Source organism: Chloroflexota bacterium (assembly GCA_020850535.1).
Classification (GTDB): domain Bacteria; phylum Chloroflexota; class UBA6077; order UBA6077; family JACCZL01; genus JADZEM01.
On the sequence record JADZEM010000141.1, the window covers coordinates 1 to 17,973 of the forward strand.

The window sequence follows — 17,973 nt, forward strand, 5'->3', positions numbered from 1 at the left end:
CTCTCCCGCGCACAGGGAGAGGGGGCGCGCTGCGCCGAAGGCGCGCGACTCTACGACCCCCCTCTCCCTGTGCGCGGGAGAGGGGGCCGGGGGGTGAGGGCCTCCAACGGGCTGGGGGGTGAGGGCCTCCAACGGGCCGGGGGTGAGGGCTATTCTGGGGGGGCTGGCAATCGGCAGAACGCCGTGATAAAGTTGCGGCAACGTTTGCAGCGCACTGCATCCGATCCTTCGGAGGCCGCTTGGACACGAAGATCGACGCGCGCGCAACCGTGGCGAGCGAAGCCGCTCCCGGGGTTGCCGCGTCCACCGCTGGCCCTGCTCCCGCCGACTCGCCCCCCCTCTGGTGGCGTCAGCCGTTCGGCATGTTCCAGACGAACCTGCGCGAGATCGACGCCACGATGGACGTCGGGGCGGTCCTCGACTTCATCCAGGCCCACGGCGCTGATGCCTGGCTCGTGAACGCCGGCGGCATCCTCTCCTTCTACCCCACGGACCTGCCGTTCCAGACCCGCAACCCATTCCTGGCGCAGCGCCCCGGCGGCGACATGCTGGGCGACGCCGTCACGGCGGCCCACCAGCGCGGCATCCGCCTCGTCGCGCGGATGGACTTCTCGAAGGTCTCCGCGAAGATCGCCGCCGAGCACCCCGAGTGGCTGTACGTCTCGCCGAAGGGCCAGCCGCAGATCTACCAGGGGCTGTACAGCGTCTGCCCGAGCGCCGGGTACTACCAGGAGAAGTCGTTCCAGGCGCTCGACGAGGTCATCGACCGCTATTCGCCAGACGGATTCTTCTTCAACTGGTTCGGCTTCAACGAGGTCGACTACAGCAAGGTCTACAACGGCGTCTGCCACTGCCTGAGCTGCCTGCGCGCCTTCAAGGCGTACAGCGGGCACGACACCCTGCCCGAGGGGCCGTCCTCCCCGACCTACGGCGTCTGGCGGACGTTCTCGGCCAGCACCGTCGCCACGCTGATGCAGCGTTTGCAGACGCACATCAAGACCCGCAAGCCGGGCACCTTCCTGCTCGGGCGGACGGCCGACCTGATCTTCCACGAGGCGAACAACGCGCTCGGGCGCGAGCTGTGGCACCATGCGACTGGCGAGTCGGTCAGCGCGCCCAAGAGCTTCCGCCCCGAGACGCCCGTCCTGGTCAACGCCGTCTCGTTCATGGACATGCCGTACCGGCTGGCCGGCGAGCAGCCGGAGCAGTTCGCGCAGTACTTCGTGCAGACGATTGCCCGGGGCGGCAGCCTCTCGACCTACATCATGGGTGCGCCGGGCCTGATCCCGTATCCCAACCTGCCGGTAGCCGGTGAGATCACACGGTTCCACCGCCGCTGGCGGGACGTCTACACGGACATGCGGCCCACCGCCCGGACCGGACTGGTGCTGCCGAAGCAGCTTGCCCGCTCGGCCGCCGACCACGACCAGTCCATTGCCGAGTACCGGGGCGTCTACGAGTCGTTGCAGCAGACCCACGTGCCGTTCGACGTCGTGCCCCAGGAGGGCATCGCGGAGATGGCGGCGAACGGCGGGCTGGGGCGGTACTCGCTGCTGGTGCTGCCGGACCTCGGTCCGCTGGCGGCCGACACGGTCGCGGCGCTCGACGGGTTCGTGGCCGATGGCGGCCGGCTGCTCAGCACCGGCTCGACGGCGCTGGCCGCCGATGGCAGCGTGCAGCTTGCCAGCCTCGCCGCCAGCCAGCAGCTTGCCGCCACGCGCGGGCAGGATCTCTGGTCGACCTGCATCGCCCCGGACCAGTCGGGGCGGACCTCGCCGTACCAGTACGTCGGGCCAGTCGCGCCGGTCTACGGCGCGTACCACTTCTGCTCCTGGAAGGCGGACGCCGAGCGCCACCAGGTGATGCTGGCGCGCTCCGCCTACGGCCCACCCGAGAAAGCGTACGGCTACGAGCCGGTCGAGCATCCGGGCTACGTCGTGCGGGCGCACGGTAAGGGGCGCACGGCGATGGTTCCCTGGACGGTCGGTCGGTCGTACCGCGACCTGGGCCTGACCGTCTCGCGGGACATCATCCACAGCCTGGCGCAGGAGCTGCTGGCCGGCGACGAGATCGTCTCGGCAGACCTGCCGGAGCACGTCGAAGTGACGCTGCACCGGACGGGCAACCGGCTGGTCGTCCACCTGATCAACATGTCGGGCGCGCGCCGGTCCAACTTCGGGCCGCCGCTGCCGATCCGCGACGGCGTCCTGCACGTGCGCGGGGCTGCCGCGCAGGCAACGGCCCATGCACTGGTCCACGACACGCCGTGCGACCTGGCCCGGCAGGGCGACACCGCGAGCATCGCCCTGCCCGAGATCGACCTGTTTGAAGTGCTTGTCGTGGACCTTTCGGCTGAGGGGAAGCAGTAAATGGCTGGCGAGACACACATTCTGGTGACCGGGCAGTTCTCTGAGGAGAACCAGCAGCACATGCGCGATGCCGCGCCGGAGGCGACGCTCCACTTCGTCAGCAAGCTCGCGGACGCCGGCGACCTCGTCGAGCGGGCGAAGGCGATTGCCGGCACGGTCAAGGCGGCGGACCTGGCGCGGGCGAAGAACCTGGAATGGGTCCACAGCTGGGCGGCCGGCGCTGACAACGACCTGATCCCCGAGATGAAGGCCAGCCCGGTCGTGCTGACCTCGTCGGTGGGCAACGGCGCGATCCCGCTGGCCGAGCACTCGATCCTGCTGATGATCATGCTGAATCGCGACGTCCCCCGCTGGATGCGCGCGCAGCAGGAGAAGAAGTGGGACCGCTTCACCCACCCTGAGCTGAACGGGATGACGCTGGGCATCTTCGGCCTCGGCAACTCGGGGGCGGACCTCGCCCTCAAGGCGCAGGCGTTCCACATGCGCGTGGTCGGGCTGCGCCGGCGCTCGGATATCCCGGTCCCGGGCGTGGACAAGATGTACACCCACGAGCAGTTCCACGAGTTCCTGGCCGAGTCCGACTTCGTGGTGGTGACCGCCCCGAGCACGCCGGCCACGCTGGGCATGTTCGACGAGGCCGCCTTCAAGGCGATGAAGCCGTCCGCCTTCTGGATCTGCATCTCGCGCGGCGGCATCGCGGACGACGACGCGCTGCTGAAGGCGTTGCAGGAAGGGTGGATCGCCGGGGCCGGCCTGGACGCCCACGGCGTGGAGCCGCTCCCATCCGACAGCCCGTTCTGGTCGCTGCCGAACGTCATCGTCACGCCACACAACGGCGCGACGAGCTTCGGCACGGCGAAGCGCAGCGTCGAGATCTTCATCGCCAACCTGAAGCGGTACGTCGCTGGCGAGCCGCTCGGCAACATCGTCGACAAGGTCAACGGGTACTGAGCGAGGCACGGAAGGACACGCATCGTGGCAACCCAGCCGGTCGCCAGTCACTCCAGAGAGATCGCCGGTAGCCCAGGCGCCGCCGCCGTGGGCGCCAGGAAAACGAGCCGCTATCGCCACGGCCTCGCCCCGTGGCTGTTCCTGACGCCGTGGCTCATCGGCCTGATTGCGATCACGCTCGGGCCGATGCTGGCCTCGCTCTACCTCTCGTTCACGAACTACAACCTGCTCGGGCAGACGCGGTGGGTCGGCCTGAGCAACTACGCCCAGATCCTCACGGACGATCCACGGTTCTACGCTGCCGCTGGCGTGACGCTGAAGTACGTCATGGCGGGCGTGCCGTTGCAGTTGATCTTCGCCCTGAGCATCGCCCTGATCCTGAACCAGGGCCTGACCGGGCTGACGTTCTACCGTTCGCTGTACTACCTGCCGTCGCTGCTCGGGTCGAGCGTGGCCATCGCGCTGTTGTGGCGGCAGATTTTCGGCTCGACGGGCCTCGTTAACCAGGTGCTGGGGCTGTTCGGCTTCACGAACCTGCCGGCCTGGATCGCCACGCCGGAGTATGCGCTCGACACGATCATCCTGCTGCACGTCTGGACGTTCGGCTCGCCGATGATCATCTTCCTGGCGGGCCTGCGGCAGATCCCGCGTGACCTCTACGAAGCGGCCTCGGTGGACGGGGCCGGGCGCTGGACGCAGTTCTGGCAGATCACCCTGCCGATGCTCAGCCCGGTCATCTTCTTCAACCTCGTGCTCCAGATGATCCACTCGTTCCAGAGCTTCACGCAGTCGTTCGTGGTGAGCGGCGGCACCGGCGGCCCGGTGGACTCGACGCTGATGTACACGCTGTACATGTACCACCAGGCGTTCACCAACTTCCGGATGGGGTACGCCTCGGCGATGGCGTGGATCCTGATGCTCGCGATCGGCGTGCTGACAGCCATCGCCTTCGGGACGTCGAAGTACTGGGTTCACTACGCAGGAGACAAGTAATGAGCGCCGCGTCCGCGCAGCTCGACGACGACGCCGGGCATCCGAGCAAGCCGCTCACCGTCAAGCACGTCCTGGCCCACATCGCCATCATCGCGCTCGGGCTGGTGATGCTCTATCCGGTCCTGTGGATGGTCACCAGCGCGTTCAAACCGAGCCAGTTGATCTTCTCCGAGCCGGGCCTCTGGCCCCGGCAGATCACCTTGGAGAACTGGGCGCAGGGCTGGATGGCGCTCGGCATCCCGTTCTCGCAGTTCTTCCTGAACTCGACGCTCATCGCCGGGCTGTCGGTGATCGGCAACCTGTGCTCCTGCTCCATCGCCGCGTACGCGTTCGCGCGGCTGGAGTTCCACCTCAAGCCGCTGCTCTTCGCCTTGATGCTCGGCACCATCATGCTGCCGTTCCAGGTCATCATGGTGCCCCAGTACATCCTGTTTCAGGGGCTGGGCTGGACGAATACGCCGCTGCCGCTGGTGGTCCCGAAGTTCCTGGCGGTGGACTCGTTCTTCGTCTTCCTGCTGGTACAGTTCATCCGGGGGCTGCCCCGTGAGCTGGACGACGCCGCGACGGTGGACGGCTGCGGGCCGCTGGGCGTGTTCTGGCGGATCATCTTCCCGCTGCTGCGGCCGGCGCTGGCCGTGACCGCCGTCTTCACCTTCATCTGGACCTGGAACGACTTTCTCGGTCCGCTGATCTACCTGACGGCGACGGAGAACTACACGGTCTCCATCGCGCTGAACGCCTTCCTGGACTCGACGGGCACGTCGAACTGGGGAGCGATGTTCGCGATGTCCGTTCTCTCGCTGGTTCCGCTGTTTCTGGTGTTCTTGTTCGCCCAGAAGCAGCTCGTCCAGGGCATCTCCACAACGGGTCTCAAGTGAGACACCGGGCCACCGGAAGGAGGGAGGGCACATGAGTTCACAGTCACGCGGACGGGTCTCGGTCTCCCGTCGCGAGTTCATGGCGCTGAGCGCCGGCGGGCTGGCGCTCGTAGCTGGCGCCGCTTGCAGCAGCGTCCCCGGGCTTGGCGGCGGCGAGCCGAAGAAGATCAACGTCGGGCAGTGGGGCACGGCCCAGCGCGCCGAGCTGTACAAGTCGGCCATCACCAAGTTCCAGGAAGCGAACCCCGGGGTGACGGCAGACCTCCAGTTCGCCGAGCTTGGCGCCTACAACGACCGTCTGACAACGCAGGCCGCCTCCAAGAGCCTGCCGGACGTGATGTGGATGCGCGACGACCGCATCGCCCGGTACGGCTCATCGAACGCGCTGCTCGATCTGACGCCGTACCTCAACAAGGGGCTGGACACCAAGAGCCTGAGCAGCGTCGCGACGGCTGACGGCACAGTCGGCAAGGGCGTCTACGCGCTGCCCAGCCACTACGTTGGCCAGTCGATCGTCGTCAACGCGACGGTCCTGCAAGAGAAGGGCGTCACCTACGACCAGAAGGTCAAGACCTGGGACGATCTGGCGGCGCTCGCCAAGCAGCTCGCGGATCCCGGGCGCAAGTTCTACGGCATGGCCGATCCGACCCTCGGCACGACGCAGCGCCACCTCCAGGCCTGGATTCGCCAGTCCGGCGAGGAGCTATTCACGCCCGACGGGCAGCTTGGCTTCAAGGCCGAGACGTTCGGGACGTGGCTGGAGTTCTGGAACAAGCTGCGGAAGGACGGGGTGATCCCGCCGGCCGACGTCCAGACCCAGGCCGACGCTGGCAGCTTCGCCACGAACCTGCTCACGCTGGGGCAGGCCGCGATTGGCGCGCAGAGCACCAACCACCTGACGCAGATCCAGCGGCTGACCAAGACGCCGATGGCCATGTTCAGCGTGCCGGAGATCGCCAACGGCTCGAAGGACTGGTGGTTCTTCCCGCCGATCCTTCTGAGCATCGCGGCGAACACCAAGAGCCCGCAGCTGTCGGTGTCGTTGATGGACTACTTCATCAACTCGGTGCCGGCCGGCAAGATCACCCGCGTGGACCAGGGTGCACCGTCGTCGGCCCAGGTGCGCGATGCGCTGGCTCCGGAGCTGGAGGCCGCCGAGGCCGCGTTCGTCAAGCAGATCTCGCGCGAGATGACCTACCCGGCGCGCGGGCTGCCGGTCCTGCCGGCCGCGTCGGCGGCCGTGATCAAGGCCCAGGCGGACGCCGGGCAGCAGGTTGCCTTCGGGAAGGCATCGGTGTCGCAGGCGGTGGACGCGTTCATGTCCGAAGCCCGCAAGGCGATCGCGGCATCATGAGCGCGGCCAACACGAGCAAGGCTGCCGCGTGCCCCATGTGCGAGATCGCCGCCGCTGGCGGCGACGACGCGAGCATCGTCTACCAGGACGACTACTGGCTGGCGCGGTCGATCTCGCCGACGCCAGCGGTGGCCGGCTGGCTGCTGCTCCAGGCCAAACGGCACATCGGCGATTCGGCGGACTTCAACGCCGAGGAGGCCGCGACGTTCGGCGCGGCGTTGCAACGGACGGCGCACGCGGTCCGCGCGGCGACGGGCGCGGTGCGGGTGTACCTGGCGTCCCTGAACGAGGGGACGCCACACTTCCACTCGCACGTGCTGCCACGGCTGCCGGAGATGCCGAACGGCGCTCTCGGGTTTGACGCATTCGCACTCTCGGCGGCGGCCCGGCGCGGCGAGGTCCGCGCCGACCCTGCAGAGGTCACACGGGTGCTGGCCGCGATCCGCGCGCAGTTGGCCTGAGTTTTCGAACCCTCACCCCCTGGGCTGGGGGTGAGGGCCAAGCCGTCCTCAATTCGCCGGGACCGGCAGCGCCTGGCTGTAGGCGTCCTGGGCCGCCTGCTGCCGCTGTTCGCTGTCCTGGCGGTAGGTGGCCCCACGGGCGAGCAGGGACGTGCGTGTGTCAGACGGCTGCACCAGCCGCGCCTGCGCCAGCATCTCGGCGGACCCCATCGCCGAGTTGACGGCGGTCACCATCAAGCCGTGGTAGCGGAAGAGTCGGCCGCTCCCGCGCGCGGCTGCGTAGGCGTCGCGCGTCGCACGGAGGTCGTCGGCCAGGGATCGCAGGCTGGCCGGATCCACAGCGTCAAGCTGGCCGGCTCCGGCCTGCCGCCGAGCCGCATCGAGCCGCCCCTGCAGCGCCGCGAAGCGAGCCCGGAGCGTCGAGGTCTTGCCAAGATAGTCAGCCTCGGCGGCGGTCGGCTCGGGCGGGGTGACGCTGCTGTTGCGCCAGAGCATCAGTTGCCCGTTGACGAGCGCCCAGTGAGTGTTGCCGTTCGTGAAGATGGCCAGGGTGAGTGACGGACGGTAGTAGGCGAGGCCGGTGGAGGTGCGCTGGACGGTATCGCCGCTGGCCGCATCGACGTGCTCGCACTCGGCCGGGTCGCCCATGGGCGCACCGAGCCGCTCCTTGAGCGCCGCGATGGCGAACACGAAGCGGGCAGGCTGGCCCGGCGCGCAGAACGGCGCGCCCTGCGCCAGCACGAGTGGGACATCATCGGCGGGCAGGCCGCCAGCGGCCACGAGCGCGCAGAGCAACAACGTCACCAACGCCGCCGTCGGCAGGCCAAGCCATCGTCGCATCGTCTGTCGCTCCAACCTCGCGCTGGCGCCACACGCTCTCGGAGATGCTACCGGATTGTCCGTCCCTGAGGCTCCCGAACGGGGCGGAAGGCCAGGGCGATTGCATGTTCGCTGGTGTTCCCGAAGCACGACGAGACGCGCAGTCGGGGGTTGAAACCCCGCCTACCGTCACAGCGTCGCTGCGCGACGGCCGTCGGGAACAGCGTCGTCCGGTGAGACCGGGGCATCGCGCAGCGACTGCAGGAGCGTAGGCGGGGCTTTCAAGCCCCGACGCGGCGGCACGACGACATCAACATGCAATCGCTCCGGTTCGTGACTCAGGGCGATGGCATGTTCATTGGTGTCCCCGAAGCATCATGGAACGGGCGGTCAGGGACTGAAGTCCCCGCCTACAGTCACACCGTCGCTGCGCGACGGCCGTCGGGAACGGCCGGCACTGGTGCGACTGGAGCGTCGCGCAGCGACTGCAGGAGCGTAGGCGGGGCTTTCAAGCCCCGACGCGGCGGCACGGCGAGGCCATCATGCAATCGCCCTGGGCGGAAGGCACGGTGGCGGCGGGCAGCGTGGCGGGGGCTGTATCCGTCAGCGCGCCGCCGGAAGGGAGCGGCACCGATGGGTCAGTATTCGATGGGCACGTGGATCGCCATTGGCGGCGCGATGGGCGCGGCGATGTCGGAGTGGAAGCCCGACGCCTGAGGTGTCGGTGTCCGGGTGCGCGGTCGTGGCTTCGGAGCGCTTATGCTGGCCGCCTGCGGTCAACGTACCGCTCGTGCAGCACGTCCGGGTCGAGCCGATAGGTATCGTCCAGGCTGGCGGCGACGTTCGCCTCGGCCTCGGCTGGTGTCCGCATGCCGACCAGTGCCACGCTCACCAGCGGGTTCGCCAGCACGAACGCCAGCAGCGCCCGGTGCAGGTCTACCCGATCCTCGAAGCCGGGATCCAGCATGCTGAGCCAGCGCTGAAACGTCCCGCTCGTCAGCGAGCGCATCGTGATGATGCCCAGGCCACGTTCCGCCGCCTCGAAGATCAGGCCGGCGTGCCGGCTCGGATCATACGGGTGCTGGTGGATCAGGTTGTAGCAGAGCTGGATCACGTCGAAGGCGTCCGTCTGGAGCAGCTGACTCGCCTGCCCGTTGACGCCCTCGGTGGTGAAGCCCAGAAAGCGGACCAGCCCCTCGTCGCGCGCTCGCTGCATGCCCGCCAGCGCGCCGCCCGGCTTGAGGATGTTCGCCACCTGCTCGTCGGTGTACCAGCCGCCGTGGTACTGGAGCACGTCGATCTGCTCGACGCCGAGCCGCTGCAGGCTGGCCTCAACGCTCCGAAACACGGCATCGGCATCGTCGCCGGTGACCTTGGTCGCGACGGTCATCCCGGCCCGCCGTCCCCGGAGTGCCCGTCCGACCATCGATTCGCTCAGCCCCTGGCCGTAGCCGGGCGCGGTGTCAAAATAGGTGACGCCAAGATCGGCCGCCCGCCGCACGGTCTGGACGATCTGCTCGGCGGCCGCCTCACTGGCGGCATCCCAGCGGCCGAGATAATTCGTGAGGCCGGCCGGCGCGCCGCCAAACCCGATCTCGGAGACCGTGAGGCCCGTCCGCCCCAGCCGTCGCGTTCGTACCATGTCGCTCACCTGTTGGACACAATGGTCCGGAGTCAGCCGGCCCTATCCGGCTGCGGGTGTGCCGATTCCCTTGCCGCGTGGAGCATTCCCTGCATACAGTGCCGCCAGCACCAGCCTCGTGACAAACTGCCCCCGCCCCGTGACCGCGTCACCTGGCCGCCCTGCGTGAGGTCTCTTGATGATCGACCCTGGCCACCCGCGCCTCTCCGAGCTTGCCGAGATCGCTCGCCGGGCCATGCTCGATCATGGGCTCGATCCCGATCTCCCGCCGGCCGTGCTGGAAGCCGTCGCCGCCATCCCCGGGCCGGCCACAGACGCTGACCCCGCGATCCGCGATCTACGCGCCCTGCCCTGGTGCTCGATTGACGACGACGACTCCGAAGACCTGGATCAGCTGACCGTCGCCCGGGCCGAGGACGATGGCGCCGTGACGGTGCTCGTCGCCATCGCCGACGTGGACGCGCTGGTCCCGGCCGGCTCGGTCGTGGACCGGCACGCCCAGGTCAACACGCTGACCGTCTACACCCCGGCCATCATCTTCCCGATGCTGCCGCTGCGCCTCTCGACGGACCTGACCTCACTGGACCCGGGGCAGGATCGGCTGGCCATCGTCATCGAGATGGGCATGGGTGGGGACGGCGAGGTCAGCCGCTCGGACGTGTACCGGGCCTGGGTCCACAACCACGCGAAGCTGGGGTATCCAGGGGTCGCGGCGTGGCTGGAGGACGGTGCGCCGATGCCCGACGCGATGGCTCACGTGCCGGGCCTCGACCAGCAGCTGCGGCTGCAGGACGCTGTCGCGCAGCAGCTCTGCACACGCCGGCATCAGCGCGGCGCGCTCGATATCCGGACGGTGGAAGCGCGGCCCGTCGTCGAGGATGGCACGGTGGTCGGGCTGGAGGCGGTGCCGAAGAGTCGGTCGCGGCAGCTCATCGAGGATTTCATGATCGCGGCGAACGGCGTCACGGCGGCGTTCCTGCAAGAGCGCGGCTTCCCGAGCATCCGGCGTGTCGTCAAGGCCCCGGCCAACTGGGAGCGCATCCGGAAGATCGCGGCTGACGCTGGCGAACAGCTGCCAGACCAGCCGAACGCCGTGGCCCTCGGCGAGTTCATGGCGCGCCAGCAGGCCGCCGAGCCGCTGACCTATCCGGACCTGTCGCTCTCCATCGTCAAGCTGATGGGCTCCGGCGACTACGCCGTGGAGCGCCCGGGCGATCCGCCCGGCGGGCACTTCGGGCTGGCCGTCCGCGACTACGGCCATGCCACTGCCCCGAATCGACGCTACCCGGACATCCTGACCCAGCGGCTGCTCAAAGCGGCGCTGGCCGGAGGGCCGGTGCCGTACGCCGTCGAAGAGCTGGAGCGGCTGGCGGCCCACTGCACCCGCCAGGAAGACCAGGCCAGACGGGTCGAGCGGCAGGCGCGCAAGGCCGCCTCGTCGGCGTACCTGGGCGGGCACATCGGCGACCGTTTCAACGCGCTGGTCACGGGCGTCACTGACAAGGGCGTCTGGGTCCGCACGCTGGAGCCGCCAGTTGAGGGCAAACTGGTGGCTGGCGAGGAGGGGCTGGACGTGGGGGACCACATCAGCGTGCGCCTGGAGTCCGTCGATCCGCTGCGCGGCTTCGTGGACTTCGTACGGGCCACGAATGGCCGCACCGGGGCCTGACGGGGCCGGCTGCCCGCTTGCCTTCGAGCGCTGGCGGCCGGTACGCTCCCGAGGCCATGACTGCTGCATCGCTGCCCCTGCGCGCCGTCGCGTTCGACCTCGACGGGACGCTCACCGATTCGGCCCCCGGCATCTGCTCCACGATGACCACGGTGCTCGGGGCGGCCGGCCATCCGATCCCGCCTACCGCAGAGATCGCCGCGATGATCGGGCTGCCGCTGATCGACATCCTGCGGAAGTACTCGCCGGGCGCGTCCGAGGACGACGTGCACCAGCTCGTCGACGCGTACAAGCTCCAGTACGCGGCGTCCGTGATCCCCACCACGCTCCTGTTCCCGCGCGCGTGGTCGCTGCTGCGGGCGTGCAAGGTGGCCGGGCTGGAGCTGGCGCTCGTCACCGCCAAGACCACCGATGTCGCGCACGCGGTGCTGAATCGCTGCCGGGTGCGCGGCCTGTTCACCAGCGTGGTGGGCGGCGACCGCGCGGACCGTCCCAAACCGTACCCTGACCTGATGCACGTGGCGCTGCGCGAGCTTCAGGTGCCAGCCGAGCAGACCCTGCTGGTCGGGGATGGCTCCCACGATGTCGAGATGGGGCGGGGCGCTGGCGCTCGGACGTGCGGCGTCGCCTGGGGCGTCCACGAGACGGAGCGGCTCATCGCAGCAGGGGCGGACCACGTCGTCCACTCGATGTCCGAGCTGCGGACGCTGATCCTGGGGCCAAGGAGCAGCCACACACGGTAGCGCGGGGGCGTGTCTCCCCCGCTGCGGACGTGCTGAGCGCCTGTGTCTTACCGCGCGAAGTCCACCGCGCGCGTCTCCCGGACCACCGTCACCTTGACCTGCCCGGGGTACTGGAGCGTCTCCTCGATGCGCTTGACGATGTCCCGCGCCAGCCGCACCGCGCCGTGGTCGTCGATCTCGTCCGGCCGCACGATGATGCGGACCTCGCGGCCAGCCTGGATCGCGAACGACTTCTCCACGCCCTCGAACGAGTTGGCGACGCTCTCCAGCGCCTCCAGCCGCTTGACGTAGTGCTCCACGCTCTCGCGGCGGGCGCCAGGACGCGCGCCGGAGATGGCATCCGCCGCCTGGAGCAGCACCGCCTCGACCGTCTGGTACTCCGGATCGTGGTCGTGGTGGCCGCGAATGGCGTCGCAGACCTCGGTGCCCTCGCCGAAGCGTGAGACGAAGTCCGCGCCGATGTAGTGGTGCGGCCCTTCGACATCCGAGGTCATCACCTTGCCGATGTCGTGCAGGAAGGACGACCGGCGGGTCTGGGCGACGTCCGCGCCGACCTCGGCGGCCATCATCGCGGCGAGGTGCGCCACCTCGATGGAGTGCTGAAGCTGGTTCTGCCCGTAGCTGGTGCGGAACCGCATCTTCCCCATCATCTTGACGATCTCGGGGTGCAGCCCGTGGACGCCAGCCTCGTAGGCGGCCGTCTCGCCCTCCTGGCGGATGTGGGCTTCGACCTCCTGCTTCGCCTTCCCGACAATCTCCTCGATGCGGGCCGGGTGGATCCGGCCGTCGGTGACCAGCTTGGTCAGCGCCAGCCGCGCGATCTCCCGCCGGACCGGGTCGAAGCCGGACAGCGTCACGGCGTCCGGCGTGTCGTCCACGATCAGATCGACGCCCGTGGCCGCCTCCAGCGCACGGATATTGCGGCCCTCCCGCCCGATGATGCGCCCCTTCATCTCCTCATTCGGGATATGGACGACGGAGACGGTGGACTCGCTGACCTGGTCGCTGGAGTAGCGCTGAATGGCCGTGGCGATGATCCGCCGCGCCCACGGCTCGGCCTGCTCGGCCGCCTCCAGCTCGAGCTCGCGGGTGCGGCGCACGCAAGCGTCGCGCACGTCCTGCTCGATCTGCGCGACGATGACATCGCGGGCCTCGTCGGTCGTCAGGCCGGAGAGCTGCTCCAGCTCCCTGGTCTGGGCGAGGCGCAGCTCGTCGGCCTGCCGCTCCTTGGCGTCGATCTCGCGCTCGCGGGCCTGAAAGCCACGCTCGCGCTGTTCAAGCTCTTCCTGCTTGCGGTCGAACTGCTCCTCTTTCTGCTGGAGCCGTTTCTCCTGGCGCTGGATCTCGACGCGGCGACCACGGTGCTCTTCTTCGGCGGACGTGCGGAGGCGGACCGCCTCGTCCTGCGCCTGGAGCAGGATCTCTTTGGCCCTGGTCTCGGCTTCTGCGCGCAGTTGTGCTGACGCGACGTCAGCCGCCTGGACCGGATCGACCTTCATGCGCTGACGCATGACATAGCCGGCCCAACCCCCGACCGCAGCCGCGACGAGCCCGACGATCACCAGGAGGATCATGGGTTCCACGATCCCACCTCCTTGCGTGAGGGTATCGTTCAGGCCCCTGCCTATTCGTTTGTGTCGGCCGCGCACAGCACAGTTGCAGCAATGCGCCACCGGGAAGAACGAACGCGAGGAGCAGCGTGCGGCGATTCTACAGATGCGCCTTCGCCCCCGTCAACGGAGGCGAAGGCGTCGCCCGTCAATCACCGTGTCTCACTTTGTAGTGTACGGCCCGTCATCGTTCTGGGCAACGTGTTGGCGCGCATCGAGTAGTCGATTGCGATGGCGCCGTTGCGCCGCCTCACTCTCTGGTACCCTCCGGAGTGCAGCGTTTCCAGGGCGGACTCTGCTGGCCCGTGCTGGCTGCTGCTTCCGACATGGGAGGGCACACTCATGGCCGACACCGGCAAGATGGCCTGCTGGATGGGCTACGGCAAGGGCTTCGAGATCCGAGAGTATCCAGTCCCAGAACCCGAGCCGGGCGCCGTCGTCATCAAGGTCTCCATCGCCAACGTCTGCGGCTCGGACATGCACTACTGGAAGGGCGAGCAGGACTACGCTCGCATGGGCCGGCCGCTCCCCCTGAACACCGGCCACGAGCACATGGGCACCGTCCACAAGCTCGGGGATGGCATCACCACGGACACGGCTGGGCAGCCGCTCCAGGTGGGTGACCGCGTCATCTACCGGTACTTCAACCCGTGCGGGCACTGCAAGATGTGCCTGAAGCGCAACTTTATGTCGTGCCCCACCCGGCAGGCGAACTTCCTGGTCTCCTGCGAGGCCTGGCCGCACTTCCAGGGCGGCTACGGCGAGTACTTCTACCTGCGCCCGAACCACGCCATCTTCAAGCTGCCAGACGAGATCTCCGACGAGATGGCGGCCGGCATCAACTGCGCCTTCACCCAGGTCTACGCCGGGCTGGCCATCGGCGAGTTGAAGGCCGGCGACAACGTGGTGATCCAGGGCGCGGGCGGCCTCGGCGTCTACGCCTGCGCGGTGGCCCGCGAGATGGGGGCCGGCAAGATCATCGTCATCGACGGCGTGGACGAGCGGCTGGAGCTTGCCAGCGAGTTCGGCGCGGATGAGTTCGTCGATCTGCGCCAGTACCCGACACCGGATGCCCGCGTCGAGCGCGTCAAGGCCCTGACCGACGGCTGGGGCGGCGAGATCGTCATGGAGCTGGTCGGGCACCCGGGCGTCGTCAGCGAGGGCCTCAAGATGACGGCTCCGGAGGGCACCTACGTCGAGATCGGCAACATCAACGTCGGCTGGGAAGCGACCTTCGATCCGTCGTGGATCATCTTCGGGAACCGCCGCATCCAGGGCGTCGCCCACTACGAGGCCGAGCACCTGAAGGGCGCGCTCGACCTGATGGTGCGAACGAAGTCCAAGTACCCGTACCACAAGATCCTGTCCCACAAGTTCCCGCTGGAGCAGATCAACGAGGCCTTCAAGCAGCAGGAGGACGGCCACATCACGCGCGGGGCCATCGTGCCGCGCTGATAGCGGGCCAGCCGGAGGCGGAGAAAGCCCGCACCCCCGGAGCGACGCGCCCAACGGGCAATCGCTCCGGTTCGTGACTCAGGACGACTGCATGTTCATTGGTGTCCCCGAAGCATCATGGAACGGGCGGTCGGGGACTGAAGTCCCCGCCTACAGTCACACCGTCGCTGCGCGACGGTCGCCGGGAACGGCTGGGGCTGGCGAGCCTGGAGCGTCGCGCAGCGACTGCAGGATCGTAGGCGGGGCTTTCAAGCCCCGACGCGGCGGCACGACACACCCAACATGCAATCGCCCTGGTTCCTGACCGGGATTGCTTGACGGCCACCATTGGGCGGCGTATCCTGCCGGCGAGAGCGAGGCGCACCGGTGTATCAGGATCCGCACGCCGCAGACGGCTCAGCCCGCCCGCAGCAGGGCCAGCGTTGCGCTGCCTGCGGCCAGCTTGAGGCCGATCCCTGGGCGCGCTTCTGCGGCGTCTGCGGCGGCGCGCTCGGGACGACCGCTGCGCCCGTCGCCGGCCGCGTTGGCGGCCACGGCCCGTCGGCAGCGCCAGCGCCGTTTCCCCCGCCGGCACAGTATCCCCCACAGCCGGGGGCTGCCGGCGCGGCCTACCCGCCGATGCAACGGCCCGGGCCGGCCCCGGCGGCGCCGTATGGCGGCGGCGTCCCCGCAGCGAACGTCCCGGTCGAGTACACCATCCCGTCGATCGGGTTCGGCGGGCCGGCCAGGATCGGGGCGGCCGTCGGGGCCTCGTTTATGCTGCTGCCGTGTGTGCTGTTCGCGTTCGGCGGCGTCTGGCTGATCCACTGGTCGCGCGAGCTGCTCGACTCCTGGCGCTCGGCCACCGTGCAGGTGCCCGTTCCCGTCGTGAGCGTCAACCTGAACATGAACTTCATCGACCTGCTGCGCCTGCACGCGGTGTATGACATGCTGGTCTACTGGGATGGGCATCTCTGGCTGGCGTTCGGGCTGCTCTGGCTGCTCCCGTGGGTGCTGTGGATCGTGGCCGGCTCGCTGTTCGGCATGCTGATGGCGCTGGTCTACAACATCATCGGGAAGATCGGCGGCGGCATGCGGGTGACCCTCCGTCCGAGCGACCCGGGCAGCGGCGCTGCTGCCGGTCCCTGGCCCACGCAACAGCAGCCCGCGGCCTGGCCCGGGCCGCCGCCCCGCTGAGAGCTGTACGCCGTACCCGTGCCTGGCGCGAAAACCCGCGTCTGGCGTGACATGCCGCGAGCTCTGCCCGGCCGCCCATCTGTTCTGTCCGGAACATGACGGCTCCTCTGCTCGTCAGAACGCTATTCGCGCACTCCATCTCGTTGCTATACTGACTCTACGGAAGACAGCGGCGGGCGTGTGCTGTCCGTCCGCGCGCCCGCCTGCTCCCTGACCGGCAGCCTTGCGCGGTCACGCTGGACGGTGGCCAGGAGGGCGCAATGCACACGAAAAGGCTGCTCCGTCAGCTCGTGTCGCATGGCGGGCTGGCCTACGCACTGCTCGGGTTCTTCGGCGGCCTGCTCTGGCTCAGCCTCACCGCCGCCTCAGGCGGCCTGACCGTCACGCCGCAGCCGCTCGCGGCCCCGAGTGACGGCCGCGTCAGCTTGCAGGAAGCCATCGACAGCGTCCGCCGCTTTGTCGGCCAGCCGACGCTCGTGCTCGAAGGCGGCATGCAGGCCGACGCCGAAGCCGGCCGCCGAGGCGACCTCTTCTACCTGGAAGGCGTCTCCCCGACGCGCGGCGAGGACTTCTTCAAAGTGGACGCTCGGACGGGCGAGGTCGTGGAAGCCACGATCCGCTCGCGGGTTGCCCCCGGCGAGCAGACGGCCAACCTCAGTCAGCCAGCGGCCCAGGCCCGCGCCGAGCGGTTTGCCCGCACCCACTTCTGGGGCTTCGACGGGCTGACCCTGGTGGACCGCTCGGTCCGCACCAGCCCGGACGGCACCGTCTACAGCTTCAAATGGACAGCCCTCGCGCCGCAGTCGCGGGCAGAGCTGCCAACGTCGGTCTCGCTGGCCGTGGCCGGCCGCAGCGGCGAGGTCTTCTGGTACCTGAGCCAGCGCGACCCGATCCAGATCGACACCCTGCCGGCCGTCGAGCAGGCGCGCGCGGTGGACGTGGCGCGCGGCTGGCTCCAGACGCGAGACCAGCGGTGGGATCTGACCACGCCAACGGCCGTCCGGCTGCAGGTGCTCTACGACGACGATGACCGCCAGCAGCTGGTGTGGAGCGTGCAGTACCGCTCGGCCACGGACGGCGCGCGCTCGTCTGTGCGGCTGCTGATCGATGCCCAGACCGGCGCGGTGATCCAGACCGGCTGAGCGAGCCGGCCCTCCGTAGGCGACACGCTAGCCGAGCGAAGGCTGCTGCTGGCGCGTGCGTGACCGCCGCTTGCGACGGTACGCCTCGACCTGCGCGACCGGCAGGAAGTGGATCCGCCCGAGCCGCTGCGACTGCAGCCGCCCCTCTTCGATCAGGTAGCGGACACTGCGCGGCTGCAACCCGAGCCGCTCGGCGGCGGCCTGCACGGACAGGAAGCCCGGCGCGCCGACAGCCGTGCGCGTGGCGGCCAGCTTCCGCCCGCGCATCGGGATCAGCCGACCGTTCTGCGTCGGCGGCTTGGTGTCGATGTTCTCCAACGGGAGCAATGCAAGTTGATTCACGGTGCCTCCCGAAACCGCTGCGCTGTCGCGGCGGCTCGTCTGGCGATTGCCCGGTTCGACCCTCCAACGGGCAGGTAACTCTCTGCTGTAACCTGCACAAGTATACCCGATATGGGCATGTTTTTGCCTGCCCCCGGGAGCCCTTCGACCAGATAGAACGGGCACACTTCCGGCACAGGGGACGGCCCGCCGCCAGCACGCCCGCGAGACGCCCCATACTGGGCGAGCCTGAGGCGCATACAGGGCGTCGTCGGGCCTCCGGCAGCCCGACGAACAGTCGGCACCCGAAGCCGACTTCGGGAACCCAAACGCCCCCGTAGGCGTCTCCATGATCTACCCGTGTACACGATCATCCTGTCACCAGGAGGC

Annotated in this window: 15 protein-coding genes; 11 read left to right on the forward strand and 4 right to left on the reverse strand. The window is 68.9% G+C overall.

Annotation, left to right across the window (positions count from 1 at the left end; translation table 11 throughout):
- Positions 1–362 precede the first annotated feature (362 nt).
- From IT306_20890 to IT306_20915, 6 genes are all read left to right on the forward strand, one after another.
- Complete coding sequence (locus tag IT306_20890; GenBank protein MCC7370883.1) at positions 363–2,369, forward strand: family 10 glycosylhydrolase; 2,007 nt, start codon at positions 363–365, stop codon at positions 2,367–2,369.
- Entirely contained in the window at positions 2,370–3,320 is a 951-nt protein-coding gene (locus IT306_20895) for a D-2-hydroxyacid dehydrogenase (GenBank protein MCC7370884.1), read from the forward strand.
- 186 nt (positions 3,321–3,506) lie between these two features.
- Positions 3,507–4,313 carry a sugar ABC transporter permease gene (locus tag IT306_20900; GenBank protein ID MCC7370885.1) on the forward strand — a complete coding sequence of 269 codons (807 nt, stop codon included), beginning with the start codon at positions 3,507–3,509 and terminating at the stop codon, positions 4,311–4,313.
- Entirely contained in the window at positions 4,313–5,191 is an 879-nt protein-coding gene (locus IT306_20905; GenBank protein ID MCC7370886.1) for a carbohydrate ABC transporter permease, read from the forward strand. Before IT306_20900 ends, IT306_20905 begins: the two co-directional genes overlap by 1 nt.
- Positions 5,192–5,222: 31 nt before the next feature.
- A complete protein-coding gene (locus IT306_20910; GenBank protein MCC7370887.1) occupies positions 5,223–6,545 on the forward strand; it encodes an extracellular solute-binding protein in 1,323 nt (440 codons plus the stop codon).
- Entirely contained in the window at positions 6,542–7,006 is a 465-nt protein-coding gene (locus IT306_20915; protein MCC7370888.1) for an HIT family protein, read from the forward strand. The genes IT306_20910 and IT306_20915 overlap by 4 nt, the downstream gene beginning before the upstream one ends.
- Positions 7,007–7,054: 48 nt before the next feature.
- Here IT306_20915 and IT306_20920 read toward each other — a convergent pair whose 3' ends face one another.
- Together IT306_20920 and IT306_20925 are read right to left on the reverse strand one after the other, a co-directional pair.
- A complete protein-coding gene (locus IT306_20920) occupies positions 7,055–7,846 on the reverse strand; it encodes a hypothetical protein (GenBank protein ID MCC7370889.1) in 792 nt (263 codons plus the stop codon).
- A gap of 736 nt (positions 7,847–8,582) precedes the next feature.
- Positions 8,583–9,467 (reverse strand): aldo/keto reductase, encoded by an 885-nt coding sequence (locus IT306_20925; GenBank protein MCC7370890.1) that lies wholly within the window; start codon positions 9,465–9,467, stop codon positions 8,583–8,585.
- Between the two features lie 178 nt (positions 9,468–9,645).
- Between IT306_20925 and IT306_20930 the strand changes: the two genes are divergently transcribed.
- Together IT306_20930 and IT306_20935 are read left to right on the forward strand one after the other, a co-directional pair.
- Positions 9,646–11,136 carry an RNB domain-containing ribonuclease gene (locus IT306_20930; protein MCC7370891.1) on the forward strand — a complete coding sequence of 497 codons (1,491 nt, stop codon included), beginning with the start codon at positions 9,646–9,648 and terminating at the stop codon, positions 11,134–11,136.
- Between the two features lie 56 nt (positions 11,137–11,192).
- Positions 11,193–11,879, forward strand: a complete 687-nt coding sequence (locus IT306_20935) for an HAD family hydrolase (protein MCC7370892.1) — start codon at positions 11,193–11,195, stop codon at positions 11,877–11,879.
- A gap of 47 nt (positions 11,880–11,926) precedes the next feature.
- Here IT306_20935 and rny read toward each other — a convergent pair whose 3' ends face one another.
- Positions 11,927–13,453 (reverse strand): ribonuclease Y, encoded by a 1,527-nt coding sequence (gene rny, locus IT306_20940; protein ID MCC7370893.1) that lies wholly within the window; start codon positions 13,451–13,453, stop codon positions 11,927–11,929.
- Positions 13,454–13,831: 378 nt separating this feature from the next.
- On the opposite strand from rny, the gene IT306_20945 reads away from it, so the two are divergent.
- The 3 genes from IT306_20945 (at position 13,832) to IT306_20955 (ending at position 17,262) form a co-directional block, all read left to right on the forward strand.
- Positions 13,832–14,944, forward strand: coding sequence for a zinc-binding dehydrogenase (locus IT306_20945; GenBank protein ID MCC7370894.1), 1,113 nt, complete (start codon positions 13,832–13,834; stop codon positions 14,942–14,944).
- 366 nt (positions 14,945–15,310) lie between these two features.
- Positions 15,311–16,120, forward strand: a complete 810-nt coding sequence (locus IT306_20950; GenBank protein MCC7370895.1) for a hypothetical protein — start codon at positions 15,311–15,313, stop codon at positions 16,118–16,120.
- Between the two features lie 260 nt (positions 16,121–16,380).
- Complete coding sequence (locus IT306_20955) at positions 16,381–17,262, forward strand: PepSY domain-containing protein (protein ID MCC7370896.1); 882 nt, start codon at positions 16,381–16,383, stop codon at positions 17,260–17,262.
- Positions 17,263–17,289: 27 nt separating this feature from the next.
- Here the strand turns inward: IT306_20955 and IT306_20960 are convergent, their stop codons facing one another.
- Positions 17,290–17,604: a hypothetical protein gene (locus tag IT306_20960; protein MCC7370897.1), complete on the reverse strand. Its 315-nt coding sequence runs from the start codon at positions 17,602–17,604 to the stop codon at positions 17,290–17,292.
- Positions 17,605–17,973: the final 369 nt, after the last annotated feature.

Excerpts from the sequence above, each read along its gene's own strand:
- IT306_20890 (MCC7370883.1), top strand. The coding sequence starts at position 363 with ATGTTCCAGACGAACCTGCGCGAGATCGACGCCACGATGGACGTCGGG.
- IT306_20895 (MCC7370884.1), top strand. The coding sequence starts at position 2,370 with ATGGCTGGCGAGACACACATTCTGGTGACCGGGCAGTTCTCTGAGGAG.
- IT306_20900 (MCC7370885.1), top strand. The coding sequence starts at position 3,507 with ATGCTGGCCTCGCTCTACCTCTCGTTCACGAACTACAACCTGCTCGGG.
- IT306_20905 (MCC7370886.1), top strand. The coding sequence starts at position 4,313 with ATGAGCGCCGCGTCCGCGCAGCTCGACGACGACGCCGGGCATCCGAGC.
- IT306_20910 (MCC7370887.1), top strand. The coding sequence starts at position 5,223 with ATGAGTTCACAGTCACGCGGACGGGTCTCGGTCTCCCGTCGCGAGTTC.
- IT306_20915 (MCC7370888.1), top strand. The coding sequence starts at position 6,542 with ATGAGCGCGGCCAACACGAGCAAGGCTGCCGCGTGCCCCATGTGCGAG.
- IT306_20920 (MCC7370889.1), bottom strand. The coding sequence starts at position 7,846 with ATGCGACGATGGCTTGGCCTGCCGACGGCGGCGTTGGTGACGTTGTTG.
- IT306_20925 (MCC7370890.1), bottom strand. The coding sequence starts at position 9,467 with ATGGTACGAACGCGACGGCTGGGGCGGACGGGCCTCACGGTCTCCGAG.
- IT306_20930 (MCC7370891.1), top strand. The coding sequence starts at position 9,646 with ATGATCGACCCTGGCCACCCGCGCCTCTCCGAGCTTGCCGAGATCGCT.
- IT306_20935 (MCC7370892.1), top strand. The coding sequence starts at position 11,193 with ATGACTGCTGCATCGCTGCCCCTGCGCGCCGTCGCGTTCGACCTCGAC.
- rny (MCC7370893.1), bottom strand. The coding sequence starts at position 13,453 with ATGATCCTCCTGGTGATCGTCGGGCTCGTCGCGGCTGCGGTCGGGGGT.
- IT306_20945 (MCC7370894.1), top strand. The coding sequence starts at position 13,832 with ATGGCCGACACCGGCAAGATGGCCTGCTGGATGGGCTACGGCAAGGGC.
- IT306_20955 (MCC7370896.1), top strand. The coding sequence starts at position 16,381 with ATGCACACGAAAAGGCTGCTCCGTCAGCTCGTGTCGCATGGCGGGCTG.